This window comes from Halorubrum sp. SS7, assembly GCF_005435055.1.
Classification (GTDB): domain Archaea; phylum Halobacteriota; class Halobacteria; order Halobacteriales; family Haloferacaceae; genus Halorubrum; species Halorubrum salinarum.
Window position 1 is genome coordinate 126,606 of record NZ_SGXV01000003.1, and the last position, 23,332, is coordinate 149,937.

Consider the following 23,332-nt stretch of genomic DNA (forward strand, 5'->3'; position numbering starts at 1 on the left):
ATGGCGGTGGGCTTCCCACATTTCCCGCCCCTTCTGTGATTTCGCAAACGCCTCGATGACGGTGTCCTCACCGTACTTCTCTTTCGCGTAGGCGTGGCGCTTGGAGTGGTGAACGTCGGGGTCGTACCAGCCCTCCTCGTCTACGACTCTTGGAGTCCGTTTCCCAACACAGAGATCGTCTCAGCCATCGCCTGAAGGCCGACGTTCAACTTGATGGGGTAGGGCTGTCCCGTGACGAGCCGTTCCAGTTCGTCTTCTAAGTGCTCGCGGACCTCGTCTTTGGTGAGTGTCCCACCGCTCGGGAGCTGGTCCATCCCCATCAGATCCGCCGCCTGTGCGGGATCAGACTTGACGAGGTCGTAGACGTGGTCAACCGATTCATCGTCGGGTTTGATGACCTCTTTCCCGAACTGCCGCAGGAGCGCGAAGCCGTCCTCACCGAGTGCGTCCTTGATACGACTGGTTTGGGAGGCGACCTGCTCGCTCAACTCCTGAAGTTCCTGTTCTTCCTCGCTGGTCAGTTCGGGCTTCTCCTGAAGTTCCAAGAGCCGTTCTTGGGCCTCCGTTTCACCCATCTCGGGATCAACTTCAGGCTCGTCAGCCGAGGCCATCTCCTCGGTGTCCAAGGCGTGTTGAAGTTCTTGAAACTCCGTCTCGTTGAGGAGGCGATGTTTGAACGTCACGGTCTGATCACCGAGCGAGACGTTCACGTCACCGCGGTAGTTGCGTGCGTTACCCGTCTTCCGTTTTGCGACGACGAAGGCTGGATCTGTCATGGGTTGTTGTGTATGAAAAATCGACTGCGAAAACGTTTGAAAAAGCGAGAACCACCGCGACTGCTGGTAGAAATGACCTATCCGTTCAGACGGCTACTATCCGTTTCTGACGAGGCCCTGTGTCAACGGTTCCACGCGAGGACACTCCGAGTCACTCCGTGACACCGTTCGTTCCTCACGTCCTCCTAATAGAACTGAAGGATATTAATGGTAACGGATATAGTGGTGACGCCCAAACAGAGGGGTCATCTCGTTACAACGCCTCGATCTCCAGCCCGCGCAGTTTGCCCGAGATGGAGAGCTGCTGGTCGCCACCGTCCTCGTAGCCAAGTTCCAGTTCGTTCCAGTCGAACTTGGCCGCGGAGGCGTCAAGTACCTCGTCAGCGATAACGGACACCTCGTTGGGCGTCCGATCGTTCTGATAGAGGTCTTCCAGCAGTTCGGCGGCCTCCTGATTGACCATCTGTTCTGTGTCCATCGAAGCAGTCTTCGTCCCGTAGCCGACAGCGACCTCGCCCTCGTTGCCGAGGCCCGAGTAGCCGTTCGTGTCACGGCTCACCGAGAGGGTGACGGAGTTGAGGATAACGAGTCCTTCCTGCCCGCCAGCTCCGAAGGTGTCGTTGTCGGTTTCCAGTTCGAAGATGACCTGCGCGTCGTCAATTACGTTGTCTCCCATCGTGTATCACCTCACGCGTCCACGTCAACGCCGTTGAACTGAAGCGGGCCGACGCTGACGTTGATGTTGACCTGTTTCGCAATCGGCGCGGGGTCGATCCCGATGGTGACACCAGTTTCGGTATCAGCATCACCGAGACTCACGTCCAGCGCGTACGGGCGACCACCCTCGCCGTCTGCGAGTAGCGGGGGCTGTGCGTTCGGCGCAGACAGCGACGATAGCGTCCGCTTGAGCCGCGAACGGAACTTCTGTCGGGCGCTGTTTGCGTTCGACCCACCGCGATAGTCGGTGATCCGCTCGTGGATCTGCTCGACAGTGTAGTCGATGATCTCCGCCTTGTAGATGTCCGCAAACGCGGACTCCGTCGCCGTTGTCACCCCCTCTGCGATCTCCATGGTATCCGTGACGGCGGTGACACGGTCGAACTGCTGTGCCTGCGATGGGGCGTACGCCACGGCCAGCGAGTCGAAGCCAATCAGTTCGTCGTAGGTGATCGACCCCGTCACGTCGATGGACTGTTTCGCGGCGAGTCCTGCCATCGCACCACAGAGCCGTGCGGCGTTCCCGTTGGTGGTCGTTCCGTACGACGGCGCGACCTCGATGAGACGGAAGTCGTCGGTGTCGGGGGTATAGTCCGCGGCCTGATTACCAGGGACGTTCTCACCGATTCCGACGATCCCCCGACTGAAGCGGAAGTCCGCGGCCTGATCCCCGAGCGCCGTTACGAGCGTGTTCGTGGGGGTATCGGCCTCGGTACAGACAGCGACGTACCGAACAGCCTCACCGACAGCGGCGTTAATCGCGGTGTCAAATGCCACCGTGGCGTAGTCGAAGTTGTAGTCACCACTGGAACTGGCCGCCCACCCCCCCGTCGTCGGATTTACCTCGACGGTGTTGCTGTCAGACGGTGCCGTCGGTGCTACGTCCGTGTACTCAACGGTAACGGTGTCACCGTTGCCGTCGGTGACGGAGAGACTCTCCGCCGTGACCCGCGGGTCCGCGATAGGCGCACCCGACAGCGTCCCCGAGGACTGCGCGGTGACAGCCTCAGTCTGTGCCGTCGTCTCAGCGGCGACGCCGTACACCGTACTCGCACCGTTCGCCAGCGCGAGTTTCGACTGAATCGCAAGTTCGGTTCCCGTGCCGAACGCGGACACGGCTTCGGTACCACTCGTCACGGCGGCGGGTTCACCGACACTCGCCGTGCCGTCGGTGGTGTCAGCCGAGCCGACAATCGCAACACTACGGTTGAGATCGCCAGCGGTGACTGCCCCCGACGGCTCGATGTCGATAGAGCCGCCAAGCGTATCGTAACTGATTGTCATGTCGTATTGAAAAGCGAAGACTACTGCGTTGTGCTGGACACGTCCGACCCCTCGGACGTGATTTCCCACTTCACCGTCTCTGCCGCGGGGAGATCCACGTCACGGCTGGTGTGAAGCACACCCGTCACCTCTATCGCGTTCGACCGTGTGAACGACTCACTCCGTCCGCCTGGACTCCCCGAGGTGACAGAAAAGTCCGTGATGTCGTCGGGAACCGCGTCGCGATCCGAACGGTCTGAAAAGCCGAACTGAATCGCGTCTGTGAGGCGGTCGCGTGTGGCCGCATCGTCGTCCGTGACGGGCGTCACTTCGACGGCAAACTCGCGTCGAAGCGTCTTTTCAACGCCCGTGAAGGTCCCCGAGTTGTCGGTGTGTACGTCGGTCGGGACGACCTCTGTGTTGCCGAGGCCACCCGACAACGGTGTCATCCCCACGGGGACGAGGCCGACGAACGGGTAAGTCGTCTCATCGAAGGCGTCTGCGATGTCGACGTGGCCGTCAGGGTTGGTAATGTCCACCCGCGAGTCGTTCCCGATGATGGTCGCGGACTCGGAAATGAGCCAGTTGATCAGCTCGTCTGCGTTCATGGGGAGATGTTAGAACCTCCGTACGGCACGCCGCATCGCCTGTCTGTTCAGTCGCACAATGTTCCGTTTCCCACGAGCGTTCCGCCACGCGGGGCGGATGAACGGATGCGCGAACGTCCCCTGTTCACCGATAGTTCGCTGAATCGCGGACGCCAAGGCGTACGTTGAGTCGTACTTCGGTGACGTGATGTTCTTCGCGATGACCCACGTCAGGATGGGGTCAAACGGTGGAAGTCCAGACGGCTCGGGGTAGGGGATAGAGCCGCGGACCGAATCGGTCGCACCTCGCTCACCCGTCCCGTACTCAACGTATTTCGCCCACTCGGGCAGATGAACAGCACGGGAGGTTATCGTGTCGAGGTCGGGCGACACCGTCCGCCCTGTGAGAATATCGCGAAGTAGCGTCGTCCGAGCGACGGAGTCTTGACGAAGTAGATGACGGCGGACGCTCCGTTGGAGGGTGTCGATCCCCTCCTCGGTTGCCTCGTCGTGTTTGTCTGCGAGATCGTCTCGCAGTTCGAGCACGTCCTTCGCCGCCTGTCCAAACGAACGAGCCATTAGTCGTTAGCGCGTTCGATCCCGAGTTGCCACACCTCGGGATCTAACTCCGTTGGCACCCCAACTTTCGTCCGCACCTCGTAGCGCCGTTCGGGATGGCCGTCGAAGGTTAGTTCGTCTCCGACGCGAACGCCGTCTTGGAGGTCACAAGATGGGCGTAACAGCCCCGTGAAGGATGTTTCCTCCTCGGTCCCTTCAGTGACCACGTTCGAAGACGCAGACGCATCAAATAGCCATATTGCCGTCTCACCAACACGCTCGTCGCTGCTGTCGTACGACCGCCCACCTGCGGTGCGGTAGACCGTACAGTCCGCCTCGTTGATCTTCGTCTCCGAGAGCAGGTAGTCAACGGCTAACATGGGTTACGGATACCGTCGATCAGCGCGGTCTGTGCGGTAGGCGTCGTTGAAGTGGGTGTTGGTAAACTCGATCCCTTGGATCGCGTCGTCAACGGCGCTTGCTTCCGACAACCCGAGTTGGGTCATCTCCTCGTACTGGCCCAACTGAAGACTGGAGCCATCAGAGGTACGGAAGGTCACGTCGTTGGGGCCGACGTTGTCCACCCGAACAGGACTGTTCTCTACGGCGCCTTTCGCCTTCGCACAGACGATTCCGAGCAGCGCGACGGCCAGCCCACGGTCGCCGTAGAAATCGCTCACATCGGCGCGTAGCGCCAACACACGCTTTCCTGAATCAACAAGCCCCGAGAGGTCTTCTTCGGAGATGTGTGACTCAGAATACTGTGTTTCGTCACGAACAGCAGCCCGCAGGTCGCTGTTTGAGGTTATATCGAAGTCAGCGTCGTTGGCTGGCATTACGAATCACGCTCCTCGTCGTCTTTCCAGCGACTCTCGTCTGAAGTTTCTTCAAGGAAGTCGTCGGGGGTGTCCTCGCGATCATCCCGAAGGCGTTCTTCGACGGCGGACACGTCTATCTCACCGTCGTGGCCGTTCATGTGATGTGTCTGTGCGAGGGTGATGTTGACGAGATCCTCTTGGGTGTCCGCGACACGCTCTACGTCCTCACCAATTGAGTCGATTCGCTCGTCAACCCGATCCACCTGTGAGAAGATAGTTCGAAGTTGCTTCGTGACGCGGGTGTCGTAGAGATGCTCGTTACTGTCGGGTTTGTAGCCGACGAGTCGGTCAATGAAGGGTGGCGCGTAAAACTGCCACAACAGCCACGCGAACGGAACCAACACAACCAGCGTCGGGTTGGATTGAAGCAACCCCCACGGGATCGTCATGTGGGTGTCCCTCCGTGACTCGTTACGCCTGCTCTCCGAACAGCGTCGAGACGTTCATTCCGTTCGATTCTCGCGTTTTTGATGGCACGTCGTACATAGTGTGATTAGATTTGATAGCTGGTTCGCAGTAGCCGCGTCCGAAAATGTGCGAAATGGCTGAATATGATGGACTTCTAAATCGTACCCGAATGTTTCTTTGTGGGATTGTCTGTCCATCCCACAATCTTGACACTCGTACTTGTCTCGTTCAAGTGTTCGTCTTCGGGCGTCCAACCATCCTTCTCCGTAGTTCTGCCCGTATCCACCACGCCAGTTGTGGTGTTCCTCACCTGTCTGTCCGAACATTGGGTTGTCTTCACCCATGCGGCGTTCAGACAACTCATCAGCAAGCCACTCAGTACGGCACTCGGGAGAGCAGAAAGTCCCATCCCAGTTTCTTACTTTGCTTCGTTGGCGTGTGAACGTTTCTTCACACCAGTCGCACTGAAATTCTTCCTCAGTAAGACTGACGCCGTGTGTGCGTTTGTGATGTTGTTTTATGCCAAACTGAGAGTGGCTGGTATATGAACAATCATCCCACGGACAGTCATGTTCTCTTTCCTTGCGGCGGCACTCTTGAGAACAGTAGTAGTCATCAGCATCTACTACGTTGTACTCTTTTCTCTCAAAAGTATCACCGCATCCAGAACACGACAAACTTACTGACTCAGCCATACGCCAATTTTCGGGTTTGGGCTACTTATTGATTATTATTTTGTCAGGCCTGTTCGCCAAATAAGGCACTGACATTGGTCAGGTGAACTACGTCCGTCGCCGCGGAGTGCTTGTTGAGGGGATCCCAACGGTGTCCGTAGCGCCACTTGTAGCCGTGCCCCTCGGCACCGCTCATTTCCTCGACGGGACCGTAGTGAGCGGGCGCCCCCGACTCACGGAGGTCGACGTACTCATCGAACCACAGATCCACGTCGGGGATCAGGAACACCTCGTCGTACCCGATCTGCGGGAGGCCGCTCGGGTTGACAGCGGTGTCCATGTCGATGAGATCGAACCGCGGGAAGTCCTCGGGGATGTCGTCCTCGGCGGCGTCGGGGAGGTAGTCGGGCTGGAGCTTGTACGGGAGGTTGAACGCCTCCTGAACGGTGTCGGCGCTGGTGAGCCGCTCCCAAAAGGTCGGCCCGCGTTCGAGGTCGCTGTCCGCACCGACGGAGTACCCCTTGAACTGCTGGATGGCACGGGGCGACCCGATCATCAGATCGAAGCCCGCGTTCATGTCCAGCGCGGAGCCACCGAAGTCCTCCGCGACCGAGGTCATCACCTCACCACGGATCAGGTCTTCGGGAACCGAGCTAAGATCCTTGTCACCGCTGTCACCGTCGTAGTCCTCGCAGTCGAACGTGCGGATGTCGGGGACGTTCTGACGGAGCCACTGGAACATCCCAGGGTACTCGTTGGTTCCGTCACCGTCGGCGTCGATACCGAGGAAGAAATTGATGTCCCCGAGGTAGTGGAACATCTCCTCGATGGCGCGACGCTGACGTTCGACGCTGTCAACGTCGTCCATGTCGGGGTGCCAGCGGAAGCCGTTGTCGTAGACGAACGTCTCCCACTCGTCCCCGTCGACCATAATCGTCTCCATCCCACCCGAGGAGCCGAAGTCATCGAAGGCACCAGCGGGACCGACTGGCATATTCAGCGTGCCAGGGTCCAGCACCTCGATGTCCTCGGTCTTGATCTCCTCCTGATCGAGTGCGATGTCGACAGGACCAGCGAACTCGTAACGGAGCTGCTTCTGGTCGAAGTCCTCGCGGTTGAACATCTCGTCATCCGACCGCGGGATGGCGAGCTTCTGTGCTTCCTTCTTGTTAGTCGTGGAAACAGGCATTATTGGGTATTACCTATAAGAAACTGCTATCTGCGAAAGTTACGCGGGGAACACGTCGTTGTCCAGACGGGTGTGAATCCGCTTGCCGTAGGTTTCCTGAATACGGGTGCCAGTCGGGACGTGATCCACACGGCCAAGCGGCACGAAGTCCCCCGAGCCGCTCTCCGAGAACGTTTCAGCGGTGCCGTCGTCGTTGGCGTCGTACGTGTACCCTTCGGGGACGATTCGCGTTTCACCGCTACCGAGCTTCACGATACCGACGACATCGTCCTGATTAAACTCGGGGACCGTGGAAGCGGGACTGGTCTGTTCATCGATCACTTCAGGCAGGACGGTGTCCAGTTCCCGAAGCGGGGCGACGTACAGATCCTCGCCAGCCTCGTAGGTCCAGAGCTGGTCGTAGGTCGTGTAGTCTTCGTCGTGTTCCGCGATGGAGTCACCACGCGGGTTGTGGACGACGATCCCCCACGGAACGGAGTCGTTCGCGGGATCGAACTGTGCCACTTCGCCGTCACCCGCGAGGGTGACAAACTCACCTTCGCTGATGGTTTCACCAGCAGCGACGGTGCGTTCGCGAAGGATGTTACCGACGTTGTCGAAAACGTACTGAAGTGCCATTATCTGTGAAAGAAGTCGTTAGTGGCTGGACAGGTCGATGCGACCGTTCGGCGTGCGGTCGAAGTCACGCTCGCCTTCCTCGCGAGCACGGTCCGCGACCATGCCCGACTCGGACTCCTCGGAGCCACTACCCGAGTCGTCGTTGATAGTGGTCGTGGTGGAACTGGCGATGTCCTCGGCGGCCTCGATCTTCTCATCGAGGTCGTCAAGGGTGATCTCGCCGTCTTCGAACTGTTCGAGCAGTTCGTCTTCGTCACCCCACACCGTCGTCATCTCGGTTAGTTCCGCGGCCTTTGCCTCCGCTTCACCGCGCTTGCGCTCACGCAGTTCGTCGGTTAGGTCATTGACTTCGTTTTCCAGTTCATCACGCTCGTCAACGAGCATCTGAACGGTACCGAAGTCGTCCGCGAGCTGTTCAACAGTCGGTTCGCCGTCGTAGAAGGCGGTGGGGTCGTCAGGCATCCCGCCGTCGCCACCGTCACCGCCGTTGTTGCCGTCACTCATGTATGTCTGAAGTGGGTTTGAAATCGAATCGGTGCTATCAGTCGCGATGACGTGGTCAGCAGCCGTCTGTCCGTCCGCCATCGCTTCCTCAAGCGACTCCGCATCTATCGGGGCCGAATATCCGTCGGCGTTCGCGAAGCGTTCGTTGGCCTGTGCGAGAACCGAGAGCAACAGCGCCTCGTCAGAAGCGTGGCCGTACACCTCCCACGCCGCGGCGACGTTGCCACGACGCAGATCCCCGTCGGCGTCAACCAGCGGGTACGACGAGTCGCTCTTGGTGTCCGCGGCGAAGACGTAGTGGTCTTCGTACCCCTCGTTGGGGATAGCGGGTTCGTCTAACTGGCCGTCAGCCAGTCCGTCGTAGGAGATGACGCCCTCAATGTCGGCGTCTGTGGTAAGCTTACGATTCTCCTGCGGAGAATCGCTTCGGGAAGCGACTTCGCTCTGCGAAGTCGTGACCCACGTTTCGTACGGGCGGACCAAGGCGTCGTTGTGGGCGGAGTCTGCCATCGCCGCCTCGATTTCTTGGACCTTATCCTCGGCCCAATCACGAAGGGTCGTCCACCCCCACGAGGCGTACTGGGCGTCACCACAGTCCTCCCACGCTTCATCGGGCCACTCGGTCGGGTGGTCGTCACGGGTGATGTACTCATCGGCCCGTTGAAGGTACGGGTGGATCTTGCTGGTGAGGCGATCCGCAGTCACCTCACCTTCGGCAATCATCTCTGCCGAGGTGGTGCCTGCGCCCGTCCCACAGTCACTTCCGATGAGGCCGTCTTCCTTCGCTTGGAGGAACGCCTCCGCCGCGGACTGGGCGCCATCGGGAACCGTCAGGTCGATGGTCGTCCCGTTGATCTCGGCGTCACCGACGGTGTGAAGGCCACACCGACACGGGCCGTCCGAACACGTCCGACCGAGATCCGCGAAGGTTGTGACGTGCGGACAGCCACACGCATCCATGTAGTCGTGGCCATCGTCGGTCACGCGATCGAAGGTGTCCATCGACCCGCACGGCATATACCACGTCTCGCCGTCTGGTCCCTCGTGTTTGTGGGCGCCGTCACAGCCTAACTCGGCGGCGGCTTCGCGAGCCGCGTCGCGGGACTCGTACTGGTGGGAATCATCGTCGTAGGGGGAGGATTCATCGTGCTGGTAGACAACGCCGCCTTCCTCGGTGCGGGTGGTTCGGACTCCATCTGAAACCCGATGATACCCGTCTTGGGCCGAGAACCCCTCGGGTTCGGAGGCCGAGGACAGGTTCGACTCGTAGGCAACTTTCATGTCGCCGAACGAGCCGCTGTCCCAGTGTTTGAGTTTGTAGGCAGCCTCGCCCTCCTCGGTAGGATCACGAACTGTCTCTCCGCCGTTCACCGAGAGCGGCTCCGAGGTTGAGACAGTTTCAACACGACCCGTCGCTTCGCCACCACTCCACCCCCACGAGAGCCAGTCACCCTCGTCGTATTTCGCGGTGATGTCGTGTTCGGCGTCTACGACGTGTCCATGTCCAATATCGTCAGTATGAAGCCCACACCCCTTCTCAGGAGGACACCGCCCGTTCTCCACCGAGGCGATGTGATCGTATGCCATGTTCCGCTGAACGGCGTCGGCATACACCGTGTCACCAGCGTCGGTGGTGATCGACGGCGTCTCCTCGTCGGGATCTTCGACCCAGTCTAAGACGCCGCTGAAGCCGATAGAAACTTCGTCGTTCTGAATCGCGAAGCGGACGGCGTCGGTGTCGTTCGCGGGGATATACAGTTCGGCCTGCTGGCCGTCGTTGTACTCGGGGCTGTCCCAAAAGCCACGGATCTCCGAGGAATCGGTGACGCGGTCGTCCTTGGGATGGCCCATCGTCCACGCACGATTCTGGATCTGCGCTTGGGCCTCGCGAAGTTCCTGCTCGTCCTTCGCGAAATACTTGACCTCGCCATCGTAGAAGTACGGCTGAACGATGGGCTGTGCGACCGTGGCACGGAACCGAACGTACTCGTCGGTGTCGAAGAAATCGTTCCACGGCGAGTCCAGATGGACGGTGTCTGCGCCCTCGGCGGAAACATCGCCGTCGACGCTGTCACCGACCACCTGAAGGGTGGCCGTAGTGGTATCGGTGAAAAAGTGTCTCATGGTCTGAAAACGCTGGCTGACGAACTACGCTGGCGGGCCGACGTACACTGTGATGGCGTCGTTGTTTACCGAGAGTTGCCGAATACGGCCACGGAGTCTCCGTTCATCGTCGGTGACGCCCACAGCCTCTATCGGTGGTTCGGTGCGTTGAGAAACGTACGCAGCGATGCGATCTCGACACGTAGCGTAGAAGTGCCAATGGAATCCGTCCATCGACAACGGGAACGGACCACGGACGGTCGTCGTTGATCCGAACGCATCGCCACCAGACAGGGTCACTTCTGCGAGGTTCTCGCCGTCATCCGCGGGTTTGGAGACTCCACGGTTGACGGGGATAGGGTGGCTACTCATTATGTATCAACCCGAAATTCAGACGGGGAGTGTTGGTCACGGAGTCGTTCTCCCATCGTAGTATCCTGCCGCATCGCCTGCCTGTACGCTCGCTCTGCGGAGAACCACTCGTCTTTCTGTTCGGGTGTTCGAAGTCCCCAATCGTCGGGGAAGCAGTAATCCGTCTCGTTTCTCGGCGTGGTGTCGGGGTCAGCGACAACCCACTCTGTTGGATTATGATCCATTGAGGGCCTCGAACGCTTCCTCACGGGTCAGATCCGTGTTCTCGATGAGCCGCTTCATCGCATCCTCGCTATCTGCCTGGGGCTGTGAGGCGTCAGACGGGCCTTCGGGCCGTCCGCCTTCGGACCCGCCCTGTTGGGGTGCCGTGCGGTTGTTCGGCTCGTTGTCCTGAAGCCCCTGTCCCGCCTCGTTCATGTTGATGCGGTCCAGCGTGTCCATCTCGGCCTCGGTGAGCGACTCCCCGAGGTCGGTGTCCATGTCAAACTCCGCCCACCCCGCTTCGATGACCTCGCGGGCCTCCGAGGGCGTGAGAACGTAGTTTTTGATCCCGTTGGTCGCCGCGGTGATGATGGACACCATCCCCTCGGCCCGCTCGATGTCCGTGGGCTTGAACAGCGGCCCCCAGTCGATCGTGAAGCCACCACTAACCTGTGGAACGGTGGACGGGTCGTGGCGGGCAACTTTCTCGTAGCCCGCCATCATCTCGTCTTGAATCTCACCCGTTCGGAGCCGCTCTACGAAGTTGAAGTAGTTCTTCACGTCCGTCTCGGACCCCGAGACGGTCCCCGTCTGCGTGCCTTCCAGCACGGACTTGGTAAACTCGGTTCCCGCACAGAGTGCGTTGATGAGTACCGCGAAGAACGGCTCGGGGTCAAACTCGGAGACACCCTCCGCAACGGACAGCTCCGACCCAGGCGGGAGCAGGGCGTCGGACATCATGGACAGGTCGCTCATCTGCCCGCTTGCTTCGTCCCACTCATCCATCCCCCACGACTCGGGCGGCTCGACTGCGTGGAGCGGCGCCGAGTACCGATAGAGGATGTTCTTGATGGCCCAAAAGCCCATGTGCGTCGCCTTGAGCGGCTGAAGCACAGGCGTCAGGACCGATTCTCCGACGTGTTTGCCCGTGACGTTGTTGCCGAGGCGTCCGTCGACGTGTTCGCCATGGGTGATGTGCTGGACGCGGTCTTCGTGGAGGAAGAAGACGGGGTCAACTTCGTCGGAGTCCTGCCGCGGTTCGATCCCGTAGCCGACAACGTCACCGTGGTCAGGACTCTCAATGTCGTCTACGATTGCGACGCCGCCGTGCTCGTCGCCTTCCGAGACGTAAATCTGGTTGTCGTCGTACTCGGTGTGTTCCGCGACGGTGGACTCTGCGAGGTCATCGGAGATGTTGTCCAACGAGTACGTCTGGAACCCTTGGAACGTGACGGCGTTACCCTCGCCGCGGGTGTGTTGAATCGGCTCGGAGACGCTCCCCGCAGCATCCGCGAACTGGAAGTGAAGGAGGGCAAGGCCGTCCCGACGCGCCTTGATCTTGGCGTCGATGTACGCCTCCTTGTACTGCTGGAGGAACTGTTTGATGCGTTCGCGACGGTTGTTCTGGTCTAAGTCTACGTCGGGGTCCGTCGCCTCAATGTCGAAGCCGTACTTGAAGGAGTCGTAGATGGGCTTTTCGACTACCGTCCCACCGTACGGTCCCTGACGGTAGTAAAAACGCAGCTCGTTGACCGATGCGTTCGCGAACAGCGCCCGCGGGTCAACGTTGTCCGACTGCTTGCCCGTCTCGGGATCTTCGTAGGCCGCGTCCTCGGCCATCTGATCTTCTTCCTGAAGTTCCGAGCGGACGGCGTCGTTGAACACCGAGGAGGAATCCACGTCTGTCGGCGTGGTCGTTTCTAATTCCGTACTCTCCCCCTCGTCGTTGAGAACATCGCTAAACGCATCACTCATAGTTCGCCGTTAGACTGCTCCTGCGCGTTTGCTACCAGCAAAGTTGATGACGCTCTCGTCATCACCGTGGATCTCTCGCAAGAACTTCGGCTCTACTTCGTGATGACAAGAGCGACAGAGAACAACCAGATTATCTAAGTCGTTTATTCCGTCGTATTCGTCGTGGTGTTTGTACGGAATAATATGGTGAACGTCAGGATTCCGCCCCAACGATTCACGGTCTTCATCGCAGTTGGGGTTTTCACAAGCGTGATCCGCTCTCTCCAACGCTTTGCGGCGCTGTTCCCACCAATTGTGTCCGTAACTATCTGTTACCCGTTTCTCGGGTGGGATGTAGTCTGGATGATCCTCACCTGTCGGATAATCGGTCTGTATATTGTGTTCTTTCTTCCACTTTATTATCGTGGCTTCTGAAACCCCACACTCATCTGCGATTTTTCCGAGTGTTTTGCCTTTGTAATGGTATTCTTCGCGCAGCCAATCTGCGTCTTGATACGGACGTTCACCTTTCGCATCTAAGCCGAGTTTCTTTGCGGTGTTGTAGATTGTCTGCTTACTAACACCACACACCTCGGCAATCTCGGAGTATGAAAGCCCCTCACTATGGAACTTCTCTGAGAGCCACTCCTTATCGTGATACTTCTTGTCCCCGAAATCAGATGTACCCTGATCTCGGGTCTTTATATCGTGACGTTGGAGGGCACGATGGACAGCAGAACGTGATACAGTACACCGCTCGGCTATCTCGGTACACGAGCGTTCCTTCTCAACGTACTGTGTCCGTAACCACTCGGGGTCGTTGTGTTTTCCGTCGCTCATGTGAGTCCCGCTCGTTTGTTACCAGTAAAACTGGTCACACTTTCATCGCTTCCATTTATTTCCTTGAAAGCGAGAACACAGAACGTGAACACGTCGAAGGCGTCGTCGCGCTGGTTGCCAGGTGTCTCAATGTAGACGCGCTTTTTGCCCGTGTTCCCCTCGGAGAGCGTCTTGTACGGTGCGGTGAGTTGGTCGATGAGTCGAACCCCGTCGTCCTCGGAGGTTTCCACGGAGACACCCGTTGTGTCGGACGTTGCTTTCGGAATCACCCACTCGTTGTCACGGAACGACTCGACCATGATCGAGGCCGAACGGGCCTTATCGCAGGTGAAGAAGGTCTTGTTACCGTCCTCGTCGGTGGTCCACTTGATGTCGGACTTGTCTTTGACGTGGCCGTAGTGAACCGCCGAAACGATGTCCATGTAACCAGCGGAATCGACGGTGTCATCGCCGTGTTGGAGCGACTCCATCGCCTGCTGACCGAAGCCGTAGTCCACGAGGCCGATGTCAGCGTCGTACTGAATCAGCCGTTGCTCGTACTCACGGATCTGCTCGCGGTTCCGAAGTTCGGTGTCGAGGAACGCCAAGTCAAGGACGACGTACTCCGTCTCACCGTTCTCGTAGGTGACTTCCTCGACTGCGAGGATGATGGTGTCCGAGGCGTTCTGGTCTTTCCCGCCGCCCCAGTCAGCCACGACAACCGTCGTTGAGTCCTCGTTGTACGGTTCCTCGCGGAAGTGGTACTCGGGCGTGAACGTCGAACGCACGTCGCTGTCCGACAGGAGGTTGTCTTCGGGTTCGTAGAACTGCGCGAGAACCTCGTTGGCAAACTCCATCTCGCCCATCTGCTGTTTCGCACGGGCGATGTCGGACGCGGAGTGGAGCGGGGAGTTGATCCAATCGACGTGCCACGCATGGACGGTGTAGGACTCGCCTTCATCGACCTCCATCTCGCCTGGAAGGTCAGCGATGTCCTCTGCCGTCAGCTCGTACGGATCGACCTCATCTTGGATGTCCCACTCCCCTGTCTCGGCGTTCCACGTCCGTTTATCCGACCGTTCCCACAGGTCGTGGTAGAACGACCCCGTTTCCTTCGGGGTGCCGATACAGAACGTGGTCGGGAAGTAGTCAACGTCGGGGAGTTGGAGGTCGATCGCGGGCTGGAAGACGTTGAAGACCCGTTCCTTGAGGTCTTGTGTCTCGTCGGTAATCCCGAGTTGGGAGTGTTTCCCACGAACAGACTCCTCGGAGTACCCCGAGTCCGTCTGGAAACGCCCGAGGACGGGGTTCACGTCGCCGTTATCGGCCTTCTGGTACGTCTTGAAGACCTGTGCGGACTTCTTGTTCGTCGTCCGCCGCGACTCCATGTTCGCCTGCTCAACGTACGTCTCACGGATCGGTTCGATGTAGTCGTAGACCTGCCCGTTCGACGGGGCGATGTAGTACGTATGGAGCTGCGGAAAGGCGTCGTGTGCCCACGTCGCGATAGCGCCCGTTGAGAACGACTTCAGTTCACCACGAGCGAGCAACAGGACGTTAACGTCAGCCCAGTTCTCGGGGTAGAGCCACGAATCCTCGTGGAGCAGGTGACTAAGTGGTTCACCGTCGGTCGTCTTGAAGTCGTACGCTTTCGACGGATCAACGGGGTGTCTGAGGAAATTCCGCATCCAGAGTTTTGGTGAATGGCGGAGGCGCTGGAGCGTCTCCGCATCCACCTCATCGGATAGTTCTGGAATCCCCATCGGTATGAAATATGAGTGTAATATCGAACTGCCGAATGACGTTACTCGTGGAAACCAGGAATTCGAACGCCCGCAACGAGGTCGCCGTGTTTGACGGCGGGTTCATCGAACGTCTTCCGCTCGCCGTCCATCAGTTCGGCCAACTCGGTGAGCCGCTCGTTCAGCCGAGACTGAAGCGCCTGCCGCTCGGTGTGGGCAAGCCGTTCGTGGAGGCGGCGCATCTCACCGCGAGACGGATACTCTCCCTCCGCGATGAGGTTGTGTTCTACGAAAAACTCGCGCTTCGTCCGATACGAGACGCGAAGCCGACCCACATCTGCTGGATCAATTGACTGACTGGACACACAAACTCACGCTCGATTAGCCGTCGGGAAGGTCTTCAAGGAGAACGCCCTTGATGCCGTAGCCGTTCTCCTCCGCAGCATCCACGATGTCTTGGATGTCGTCAGGGGGATCGTGATCGAAGGTTGCCCCGTCAGCAAGCGATGCTACTTCCTCGGGATCCGCGCCGCCATGAAAGTAGTGAAGTCCCATTGTTAGGAAGTCTTCTGCTCGATCTTCTCGGATTCGGTGAGTAGTTCGTCGTCGGAGGCAGCGAAGTTGGGGTCCGTCCCGTCGGTGTCTGCTGTCTCGATGTCATCGCCCTCGGCTTCAAGTTCGAGGACGATGTTGTCCGCGTCTACGTCGTCCGAACTGTCCTCGGCGTCGGTGTCGACACCGCCGCGTTCGAGCAGTTTCGGACGGTCGGTGACGAGACGCGACAGCGGGAGATTCAGGTGGTGTTCGGACCACGTCTCCAGCGTCTTAAACTCCTGCGGGGACGGGTCGTGTTCCGTGGGTGGCGCCGTGAGCTGTGCCGTCTCGATGGTCTTCGACTCCATCATCCGCTCGCCCTCCTCGTGGTTCTCGTACATGATCCGCGGCTGAACCGTGATCATCTGAACCCCCATCATCGCTGCTGCGTACAGCGAGAGGGCGGGGTCGGTGTGTTGGGTCGGATAACCACACCGAACGTCTAACGTTCCGTCCTCGTCGGCGTCCTCGGGGACGAGATCGGCGTCCGAGAAATCGAAGGAACGTGTTTCGTACTCAACGCCAAACTCGTAGGTGGATTCGCCCATCAGCGATTCGAACGACCCCCACCCGAACAGCCGCTTCCACGGGCCGAGTTTCGCGTAGACGTGATCGAGACTTTGGGCGAATAGCCCCGTCTGGAGTTGTTCTTCAGCAGTTTTCATCAGCGCACCTCGATTCGATTTGTGAACACCACAGTAGGTGTCACCAGGTGATACCGTCTGTCCGCAAAACCGCACGTTCGGGTAGCGTCGACGCCAGCGACTCAACGGCGCGTTACACACGTCCATCGAGTCCTCGCCGCGACTCACGGGTTCCTTGTTCCCTGAGAACGGCGAGTAACGTCGATTATTGTCGTACAGCGCCTCGTAGGTGTCCGAGAGGTCGTCTGGTGTAAAAAAGATCGGATAAACGTTGTTACGTTCATCCGAGGGCGGCCAGTCGCCACGGACCTTCTCCCCGAGGGTGTGATCGTCGGATTCGAACCACTCCTTCAACGTCGCCAGCTCCTCGGCGGTACAGTCACACCGAGCAGGGTACTCGTCGGCTCGCACAGCCGAGCCGTCGTTAGAGTCAGTTCCCTCGGAACTGACGCAGGCGTCGGGATCGACCTCGTCGTTACCCATCTTCTCGTGGGGAGAAGTAGCGTCCGCCGTAGCCTCGATAGCCGCTATACCAGCGAACCGTAGTGGGCTGATCGTTGCGGTACGGGCGACTGGCAGGGGCGAGTGACGTATGTGACATCGGACTATTCCTCTTACAGTATAGTAACTGTAAAAATAGGTTCTACCCTTTTAGCAATCCGTTTTCGACAACCCTCTACCAACGCTCACGTTGTGGGGTGGGTCGTTGGAGGGGTTGTCGTGGAAGGGCAAGTAGTCAACTGCGAGAATAACCTGTGAGTTTCACTCACGGGCAACAGCCGCAGTCGGGGACTCCCCCCTTCCTCCTCTCTCATTGTATAGTATCACGTATGACCTATATAAAGGGGGGTCTGAAACGCCTGATTTCAGGGGGCTGTGTGAGAGTGTCTCATGGAATATTCTGAAATCCGACGGCTATCCTCGCGGGCCTTAAAAGGGGAATCGGGGCAGTTCGTCAGTTGTCGGTGCGACTGTACCACGTCCGAAAGTCCGAAACACGCGCTTGGGTCACGTCGAGGTCGCGTTTGAGCACTTCGTAGTTCTCCACGAGCTGTGGATTGTCCGTCGACGGCCCACGGAGCCTGATGGACTTCGCGGTGTGAGGGCCGTGGGTGGGCTGGTTCGCCGCGATCGTCAACGCCCCGAGGCAGGTGGTTTCCAGCCCGAAGTTGCGACGCACCCCCGTGGGCGTTGCTTGGACAATCGCGATGGCCTCGCGGACCTCCGTGTTGGTCAGGCCAATCTGGTCGCCCCACGCCTCGATGTCGCGGTGAAGGTCTGTCTCACGACGGGGCGACTCCATGTCCTCGTCGCTGTTGGAGTCCTGCTCGCGGTTGAACTGATTCAGCGTCGCGGCAGCGTCAGATTGCGCGGGGATCTTCTCGTCGGTGTAGGTGGCGTTGGGCGTGTAGTCGAATCGCCCCACCGCGGCACCTGCGCTCATGTCCTGTTTGGCGTCGGACGGGTCTATCGCCGTCGAGGCGGGCGAGAAATCGAGTGTGGGAGTGTCATCGTGGCGTTCCGTGAAAGCGGCTATGGGGCCAACGCGGATTTCCTCGCGGATCTCCTCGCGGACCCGACTGTCCTGTGGCTGTGCCACGGAATCATCCTGTCCGCTGGACTGCTCATCAGGCGGTTCCTCGGTTTCACGTGTGTGACTCATACCCGTATGTTTGGGTTATAGATATAAATAACCTTGGGTTACCTAACGTGAATCCGAGTGGCTGTGTGAGCAAGCGTCGAGGGTGTGTCGGGATCTGCCCTGTTGTGAGAAACCCCGTGGGGCGGCAGCCCCACTTGGCCTGTCGCCCACGTTGTGAACGACAGACCCGTGGGGGGTTGGTGGTGGGGGTATTACTGTAAGGAATATCCGTGGGGGCGAGCTGCTCGGTGGTCACACCACAGGGAGTATCCGCCCCCACGTCATCTGAAAGAACGGATTACCCCTGCCACGAGGCCCTGTGTGGCGGGGTTCCACGCGAGGACGAGTCACTTCGTGACACCGTTCGTTCCTCACGTCCTCCTAATAGAACTGAAGGATATTAATGGTAACGGATATAGTACCGCAACGCGAACAGAGCGGGCTGTCGCGCCGTCGAGGCAGGTCGTCGCCGTTCCGCGGGGGATATTCGTGTGGCGTATATCTCCATAGAGCAGACCAGTCCGTGTGTCCGAGTCGGCGGTGTGTCGGCTGCGAGCGGGTCGGAGATGGCCCATCAGTACGGGAATCTGCGCGTGAACGGGGATGTCCTCCCCCCTGGTGCCACACCACCCGTCCGTCGCTAATTAACCCCGTCCCATCCCCCGCTGCCCCCCCGCATAGGCCCGTGTGTCGGGCCTCTGCGTCCGTGTGTCGCTCTTAGCGTCCGTGTGTCGCTCTTAGCGTGCGTGCGTGGTCCTACTGGTAGTATCTGTGTGTCGTGTGTCGGGTATCTGGTGGTAGTGGGGGGGTAACCCGCTAACCCGCATATCGCCCCTTAACACCCATATCGCCCGTTAATAAGTCCCTATCCGTGTGTCGCGCCTATCTCGTGTGTCGGTTCGATCCGTGTGTGCTCCCGCGGTTCCTGGGGCGTGCTTATCTCGCCCGTTCATTCTCCGATCGATCGCGAGTAACCCGTGCGATATTACCACCAAGCATTGTTACCCTACCCCATTTATCTTATTTCACAGTCTATTCCTACGTAACATTACACAAGCCTTTTTAATATGCCACCGAAAAGTAGGAGTGTAGTAAGACGGGGCAAAAGCCCCGAGCGATAACAAGAAATCACAAACCAAACCGACACAAGCCGACGGACGCCCGCCGTTACCATACGGCGCGGTTCGGGGCCGTTCATCAATCCCCGAATGTCTGCCCCTCCCTAATCCACCGATTCAACCATAGGTAATGCCCGCGCGGGGCGTACCATGAACTACCACGGCGGCATATCAGGGTGATGACCTAACTCCGAACCCTGATACACCCGTCGCACGGGGGTAAAGCGAACTATGGGCGGTCCGATACGCCGCATATCGAGTAATCACGACTGATGTAGAATCAGACACGGTATCAAGATATGCGGGGCGTACGGTTCGGGACGGGCGGGCGATATAACTGGGGTAACTCCCGACGTGCGACGGGTTACGCACGGGTGAAACGGACGTATGCCCAAGTTCGGACGGTAAACTGGTAACCGCCCGCGACGTGAAACCAGATCCCTGCGGTATGGGGGTATGAAGGGAGTAACGCGCGGGAAACGGTCCACCGACGTTAACGGGCATATTTGGTAAGCAACCTAACCCTACGATCCACCGTTAGGATACGCCGCATTGAAACGACTAAATATCGTGTGTCTCGCGGCGTATGAGGGGGTTAGGATAGTAGCAACAGATATGAGTTAAACGCATATTCAGACGGATCCCCGCTTTGGTTTCTACCCTGTGAATACCACAGGATGAAAGGAAAGTCGGGGCATACCGAAAGGCCGTTAAACGTATTCTCTCAGGGAATACGTGAATACGGGCGGTGTAAACCGTATCAAGTAGGATCCCGCCGAAAGGTGGATACGGACGATCCTAAGAGGTATGAAAGTCACTACCTGATTAGGGTAATTACGCGATTAGACTAATTGAACTGAACCCCGCTTACGTGTGGATCCGTATGATGGATATGCTAAAAGTTGCTACATACATAGTGTGTTTCGGTGGATCCGCGGTCGCACGTGGATCCGCGACACACAACTATGCCACGACACACGGTGATTCAAAACGTCGAGTATTGGAAAGAGCAAACCGAAGGGTGGTTTAGTAAGGAAGTCCACGGAAAGGACTTCCCTGAATTTACAGGAATCGCGGGACAAGTCGTTTTAGACTTCCCTGATTCTTGGAGTCAAGACGAGATCCGAACCGTTCGGAGCTGTTTGCTAACTCATAACTTCCCCGAACCGAAGGTTCGGAGCGACGGACGTTTACGGATCGAAGCGACCGACAAACGACTAAAAAGTAGTTTGAAGTAACTAACACCGATACATACCACTTTCAGGGAAACGCCCGCATACGGCAGATCCCGACACACGACTATGAGCACACAAGAGCCAAACTATCCGAAGGAATACCGCGGAAACCAGATCCACGACGAAACGAAGGTTTCGAACCTTCAACCTTCGGAGCGACCGCGCCTTTCGCTGGTTACAAACCCGCGAGAGATCGATCACATACTCGAAAGTATCGGTGTTGAGCACGACCGCGAGAGTATCGTGCTCGAAGATTCATACAATTGCCTGTGGGTGGATACTGAAAACGGCGAATACGTCGAAGTGTGGGGGATCCACAAGAGTACCCCATACTTAGATCGTTACGCCGTCAGACTCAAATAATAACCACCCAAACGCGGCCCTATTTTGAGGATCCGCCCGTTCGCTCGGGGGATCCCGACACACAACTATGTCCGACACTATCCCAGTAGTTCACGAAGCGGACGCACTTGATGAAGCGTATAAACTCGGTTGGGAAAACTTCGAAGCCTCTCCCGAGGCTATTGAGGATCCCACCGAAGCGGTGAGTCACTTCAAAGAATCCGCGCATTACGCTAACAACACCGCCCCGACCCTTCGGTGTATGGCAGGGTTCCGCGATCACGTCGGTGGAACCTATCAGGATCCGCCCGAGACGGTCGCGGTTGTCCCTGTTGGCGACGCGGAGGATCGCCCGATTCAAGCCGAGCAGATGGATCCGCGCCAAGTTCTTGACGCGATTCACGACGCCTACCATGCTGGCGCATACGACGCCTTAGAGGGACGTGAATACGGTGCGACGGACGACGTAACGCTTACCAATTAACCACCCAAACGCGACCCTATTTTGAGGATCCGCCCGTTCGCTCGGGGGATCCCGACAGTATTCCGACTGTTTTCAGTCGGAAGATAACGACGGGTGAAACCCGTCACACACAACTATGGCAGCAACCAGTAGCAACTCCGATACTGTCGAAACGTCAAACGACAAAACGACGATCCGCGTGGATCGACTCCTCGCCCGCGACGGGCGACAGTTCGTTTTCGTGGATAAACTATTCCACGGCGAACAGATCCACGGCGCGACGGGATCGACTATGGTCCCTATCACCCGCGAGGAGATGGATCGCCGCGAGGGAGAGATGCGGGACCGCGAATGGTCCCCGCTCGCGCACATTTACGAGGAGTCGGATTCAAATCAGTCGTGGGATGCGTGGATCGATGAAACGCTACGGATCGAAGGCGAGCGGTTGCTATACGATCCGTCGTATGAAGGTAAATACGGTGAGATCGTCCGCGAAAAGGCCGCCGCCGAATTAGACTACGATCCCGACAATATCGTTGCCGTCGAGTGTATCGGCGGCGGACGAATGTTCAACGACGTGAATCGTGAATACGATCGTATTTACGATCCCGTGCTAATGGCAGCGATTCAAGACGCCGAAAGCGACGATCCTGATTGGATCCGCGCTTTCGAGAACTAACCCCGACACACGCTCTTTTTGAGGATCTGCCCGTCACACGGTGGATCCCGACCCGACACACACCTATGAGTACACAAACCGCCGAACACGACGCTGAAACGCTTGAATCCGCCGTGAATACCGTTCGCACGCTACCCTGGTGGAACGGAATGGCAACAGAACCCGTGTCGGTCGAACGCGAGAACTGTTACATTCACGTCGTGCGAAAGTGTGGATCGCTGGATCGCCCCGAGATACTGCTGTTTCGGGTGATCCCGAAAAATGGGATGGATCCCAACTACGGCGCGTTAGCCGAGGAGATCCCCGAAGCCGCGGGGATCTACGGGGATCTGAGAGCCGAGTTTGTCGGTGATACCACAAAGACGTGCGTGATCGAAAACGTCGCGTAACACCGACACACGCTCTTTTTGGAGACGGATCCGTTCGCTCGGATCTCGATCCACACAACACTATGAGTGAAACAGTTACGTGCGGATACTGTGAGACGGAATTAGAACAGTCAGAACTACGTGAACACCCTGACGGCGTGGAGTGTCCTGTTTGTGGATCCTTCGCCGTTGGCGCCCCCGTGTAGTACAAACACTGCTCTTTTTGGATCCTCTCGGGTCGCACCGACGGATCCACAAACTACGAAACACCAACACTACCAAAACGACAACCGCGTTCCATCCCCTGCCGTTCCCGTATCATAGTTGTGTTGTCGGGATCCTTCGCTTTTCTCGGGTATCGTTTTTGGATCGGATCCGTTCGCTCGGAGCTGATCCGCTGTTATGAGTACGACACAACCACAACCCGACCGCGAGGAGTTAGCGCCTGGCTTTGGAGTTGTCGAGTTGGATCCACTAATACTACACAATCCCGAGCGAGGGATCGTCATTGACGTGTGGGATCGAAACGAAATCAAAGCCGAACGGACGTTAACCGACACGTACCGCTATCGTGTCGAAGTCGCACAAAACCAGCGAACCGAATACCGCGGCGTGTTTCACAGTCGTGAACAAGCCGAACGGAAAGTACGAGAGCTAACGCACGACTTGTAAGCGTTCTCTCTTTTTGAGGATCCACCCGTCACACGGTGGATTCCCGACATACCACTATGAGCCAAAGCGATACACCAACTGACGCGTTTGGGGATCCGATGGTTTGGATCGACAGTTACGGTAATTATCTCCCGCGTAGTGAGAACATCCCGACAGCGCCCGCGGTAGACGGGGTTACGGGTGTCACACACGACGGTGAGATATACTGTGTAGACTGTGCGATTCAGATGGATCTTATCGAACGCTCGGAGCTAACGGACGGTAGTACGCAAAAAATGCCATGGACAGGCGTCGTACTCGCGTCGTATGAGACAGACACGTTACACCACTGCGGATCCCACGGCGACTGTGTAAATGCGTTAGACGGCGATGAACACCCATACAACCACGATCATCCTGTCGGTGTTGGGATTGAGGAACGCCCGATCCAAC

General features: G+C 58.1%; 23 protein-coding genes. 5 read left to right on the forward strand and 18 right to left on the reverse strand.

Going from position 1 to position 23,332, the window contains the following annotated elements:
• Nucleotides 1-140 precede the first annotated feature (140 nt).
• The 15 genes from EXE44_RS04995 to EXE44_RS05070 form a co-directional block, all read right to left on the reverse strand.
• On the reverse strand, nt 141-776 hold the full coding sequence (locus EXE44_RS04995) for a hypothetical protein (RefSeq protein WP_137694972.1): 636 nt from the start codon (nt 774-776) through the stop codon (nt 141-143).
• A gap of 253 nt (nt 777-1,029) precedes the next feature.
• Complete coding sequence (locus tag EXE44_RS05000; RefSeq protein ID WP_137716217.1) at nt 1,030-1,452, reverse strand: hypothetical protein; 423 nt, start codon at nt 1,450-1,452, stop codon at nt 1,030-1,032.
• A gap of 11 nt (nt 1,453-1,463) precedes the next feature.
• Nucleotides 1,464-2,777 (reverse strand): hypothetical protein, encoded by a 1,314-nt coding sequence (locus EXE44_RS05005; RefSeq protein WP_137716218.1) that lies wholly within the window; start codon nt 2,775-2,777, stop codon nt 1,464-1,466.
• A 20-nt stretch (nt 2,778-2,797) separates the two neighbouring features.
• Nucleotides 2,798-3,364 (reverse strand): hypothetical protein, encoded by a 567-nt coding sequence (locus EXE44_RS05010; RefSeq protein WP_137716219.1) that lies wholly within the window; start codon nt 3,362-3,364, stop codon nt 2,798-2,800.
• 9 nt (nt 3,365-3,373) lie between these two features.
• Nucleotides 3,374-3,889: a hypothetical protein gene (locus tag EXE44_RS05015; RefSeq protein ID WP_137716220.1), complete on the reverse strand. Its 516-nt coding sequence runs from the start codon at nt 3,887-3,889 to the stop codon at nt 3,374-3,376.
• A gap of 32 nt (nt 3,890-3,921) precedes the next feature.
• Nucleotides 3,922-4,281, reverse strand: a complete 360-nt coding sequence (locus EXE44_RS05020) for a hypothetical protein (protein WP_137706880.1) — start codon at nt 4,279-4,281, stop codon at nt 3,922-3,924.
• Between the two features lie 3 nt (nt 4,282-4,284).
• Nucleotides 4,285-4,737, reverse strand: coding sequence for a hypothetical protein (locus tag EXE44_RS05025; protein WP_137716221.1), 453 nt, complete (start codon nt 4,735-4,737; stop codon nt 4,285-4,287).
• Nucleotides 4,737-5,168 carry a hypothetical protein gene (locus EXE44_RS05030; RefSeq protein WP_137706882.1) on the reverse strand — a complete coding sequence of 144 codons (432 nt, stop codon included), beginning with the start codon at nt 5,166-5,168 and terminating at the stop codon, nt 4,737-4,739. The genes EXE44_RS05025 and EXE44_RS05030 overlap by 1 nt, the downstream gene beginning before the upstream one ends.
• A gap of 54 nt (nt 5,169-5,222) precedes the next feature.
• Entirely contained in the window at nt 5,223-5,882 is a 660-nt protein-coding gene (locus EXE44_RS05035; RefSeq protein WP_137716222.1) for an HNH endonuclease, read from the reverse strand.
• Nucleotides 5,883-5,925: 43 nt separating this feature from the next.
• Nucleotides 5,926-7,050: a hypothetical protein gene (locus EXE44_RS05040; RefSeq protein ID WP_137716223.1), complete on the reverse strand. Its 1,125-nt coding sequence runs from the start codon at nt 7,048-7,050 to the stop codon at nt 5,926-5,928.
• 39 nt (nt 7,051-7,089) lie between these two features.
• Complete coding sequence (locus tag EXE44_RS05045; protein WP_137716224.1) at nt 7,090-7,668, reverse strand: hypothetical protein; 579 nt, start codon at nt 7,666-7,668, stop codon at nt 7,090-7,092.
• Nucleotides 7,669-7,686: 18 nt separating this feature from the next.
• On the reverse strand, nt 7,687-10,254 hold the full coding sequence (locus EXE44_RS05050; RefSeq protein WP_158293437.1) for a DUF2213 domain-containing protein: 2,568 nt from the start codon (nt 10,252-10,254) through the stop codon (nt 7,687-7,689).
• A gap of 606 nt (nt 10,255-10,860) precedes the next feature.
• Complete coding sequence (locus EXE44_RS05060) at nt 10,861-12,603, reverse strand: DUF1073 domain-containing protein (RefSeq protein ID WP_137716226.1); 1,743 nt, start codon at nt 12,601-12,603, stop codon at nt 10,861-10,863.
• A 9-nt stretch (nt 12,604-12,612) separates the two neighbouring features.
• Complete coding sequence (locus tag EXE44_RS05065) at nt 12,613-13,422, reverse strand: HNH endonuclease (RefSeq protein WP_137706892.1); 810 nt, start codon at nt 13,420-13,422, stop codon at nt 12,613-12,615.
• Nucleotides 13,419-15,164, reverse strand: a complete 1,746-nt coding sequence (locus EXE44_RS05070) for a hypothetical protein (protein WP_137716227.1) — start codon at nt 15,162-15,164, stop codon at nt 13,419-13,421. Before EXE44_RS05070 ends, EXE44_RS05065 begins: the two co-directional genes overlap by 4 nt.
• Before the next feature lie 35 nt (nt 15,165-15,199).
• Here EXE44_RS05070 and EXE44_RS05075 point away from each other — a divergent pair, with 35 nt between their 5' ends.
• Nucleotides 15,200-15,496 (forward strand): hypothetical protein, encoded by a 297-nt coding sequence (locus EXE44_RS05075; protein ID WP_137716228.1) that lies wholly within the window; start codon nt 15,200-15,202, stop codon nt 15,494-15,496.
• A 28-nt stretch (nt 15,497-15,524) separates the two neighbouring features.
• Here the strand turns inward: EXE44_RS05075 and EXE44_RS20170 are convergent, their stop codons facing one another.
• The 3 genes from EXE44_RS20170 to EXE44_RS05085 form a co-directional block, all read right to left on the reverse strand.
• Nucleotides 15,525-15,698, reverse strand: a complete 174-nt coding sequence (locus tag EXE44_RS20170) for a hypothetical protein (protein WP_158293438.1) — start codon at nt 15,696-15,698, stop codon at nt 15,525-15,527.
• A 2-nt stretch (nt 15,699-15,700) separates the two neighbouring features.
• Nucleotides 15,701-16,864, reverse strand: coding sequence for a hypothetical protein (locus tag EXE44_RS05080; protein WP_137716229.1), 1,164 nt, complete (start codon nt 16,862-16,864; stop codon nt 15,701-15,703).
• Nucleotides 16,865-17,336: 472 nt separating this feature from the next.
• On the reverse strand, nt 17,337-18,044 hold the full coding sequence (locus EXE44_RS05085; protein ID WP_137716230.1) for a hypothetical protein: 708 nt from the start codon (nt 18,042-18,044) through the stop codon (nt 17,337-17,339).
• Nucleotides 18,045-20,442: 2,398 nt separating this feature from the next.
• On the opposite strand from EXE44_RS05085, the gene EXE44_RS21080 reads away from it, so the two are divergent.
• The 4 genes from EXE44_RS21080 (at nt 20,443) to EXE44_RS05105 (ending at nt 22,249) form a co-directional block, all read left to right on the forward strand.
• Nucleotides 20,443-20,739 carry a hypothetical protein gene (locus EXE44_RS21080; protein WP_137716231.1) on the forward strand — a complete coding sequence of 99 codons (297 nt, stop codon included), beginning with the start codon at nt 20,443-20,445 and terminating at the stop codon, nt 20,737-20,739.
• Between the two features lie 67 nt (nt 20,740-20,806).
• Nucleotides 20,807-21,202: a hypothetical protein gene (locus EXE44_RS05095; RefSeq protein ID WP_137706868.1), complete on the forward strand. Its 396-nt coding sequence runs from the start codon at nt 20,807-20,809 to the stop codon at nt 21,200-21,202.
• A gap of 115 nt (nt 21,203-21,317) precedes the next feature.
• Complete coding sequence (locus EXE44_RS05100; protein WP_137716232.1) at nt 21,318-21,860, forward strand: hypothetical protein; 543 nt, start codon at nt 21,318-21,320, stop codon at nt 21,858-21,860.
• 65 nt (nt 21,861-21,925) lie between these two features.
• The gene (locus EXE44_RS05105; protein ID WP_137716233.1) at nt 21,926-22,249 is read left to right on the forward strand and encodes a hypothetical protein; all 324 of its coding nucleotides are present in this window, start codon (nt 21,926-21,928) and stop codon (nt 22,247-22,249) included.
• Nucleotides 22,250-23,332 lie beyond the last annotated feature (1,083 nt).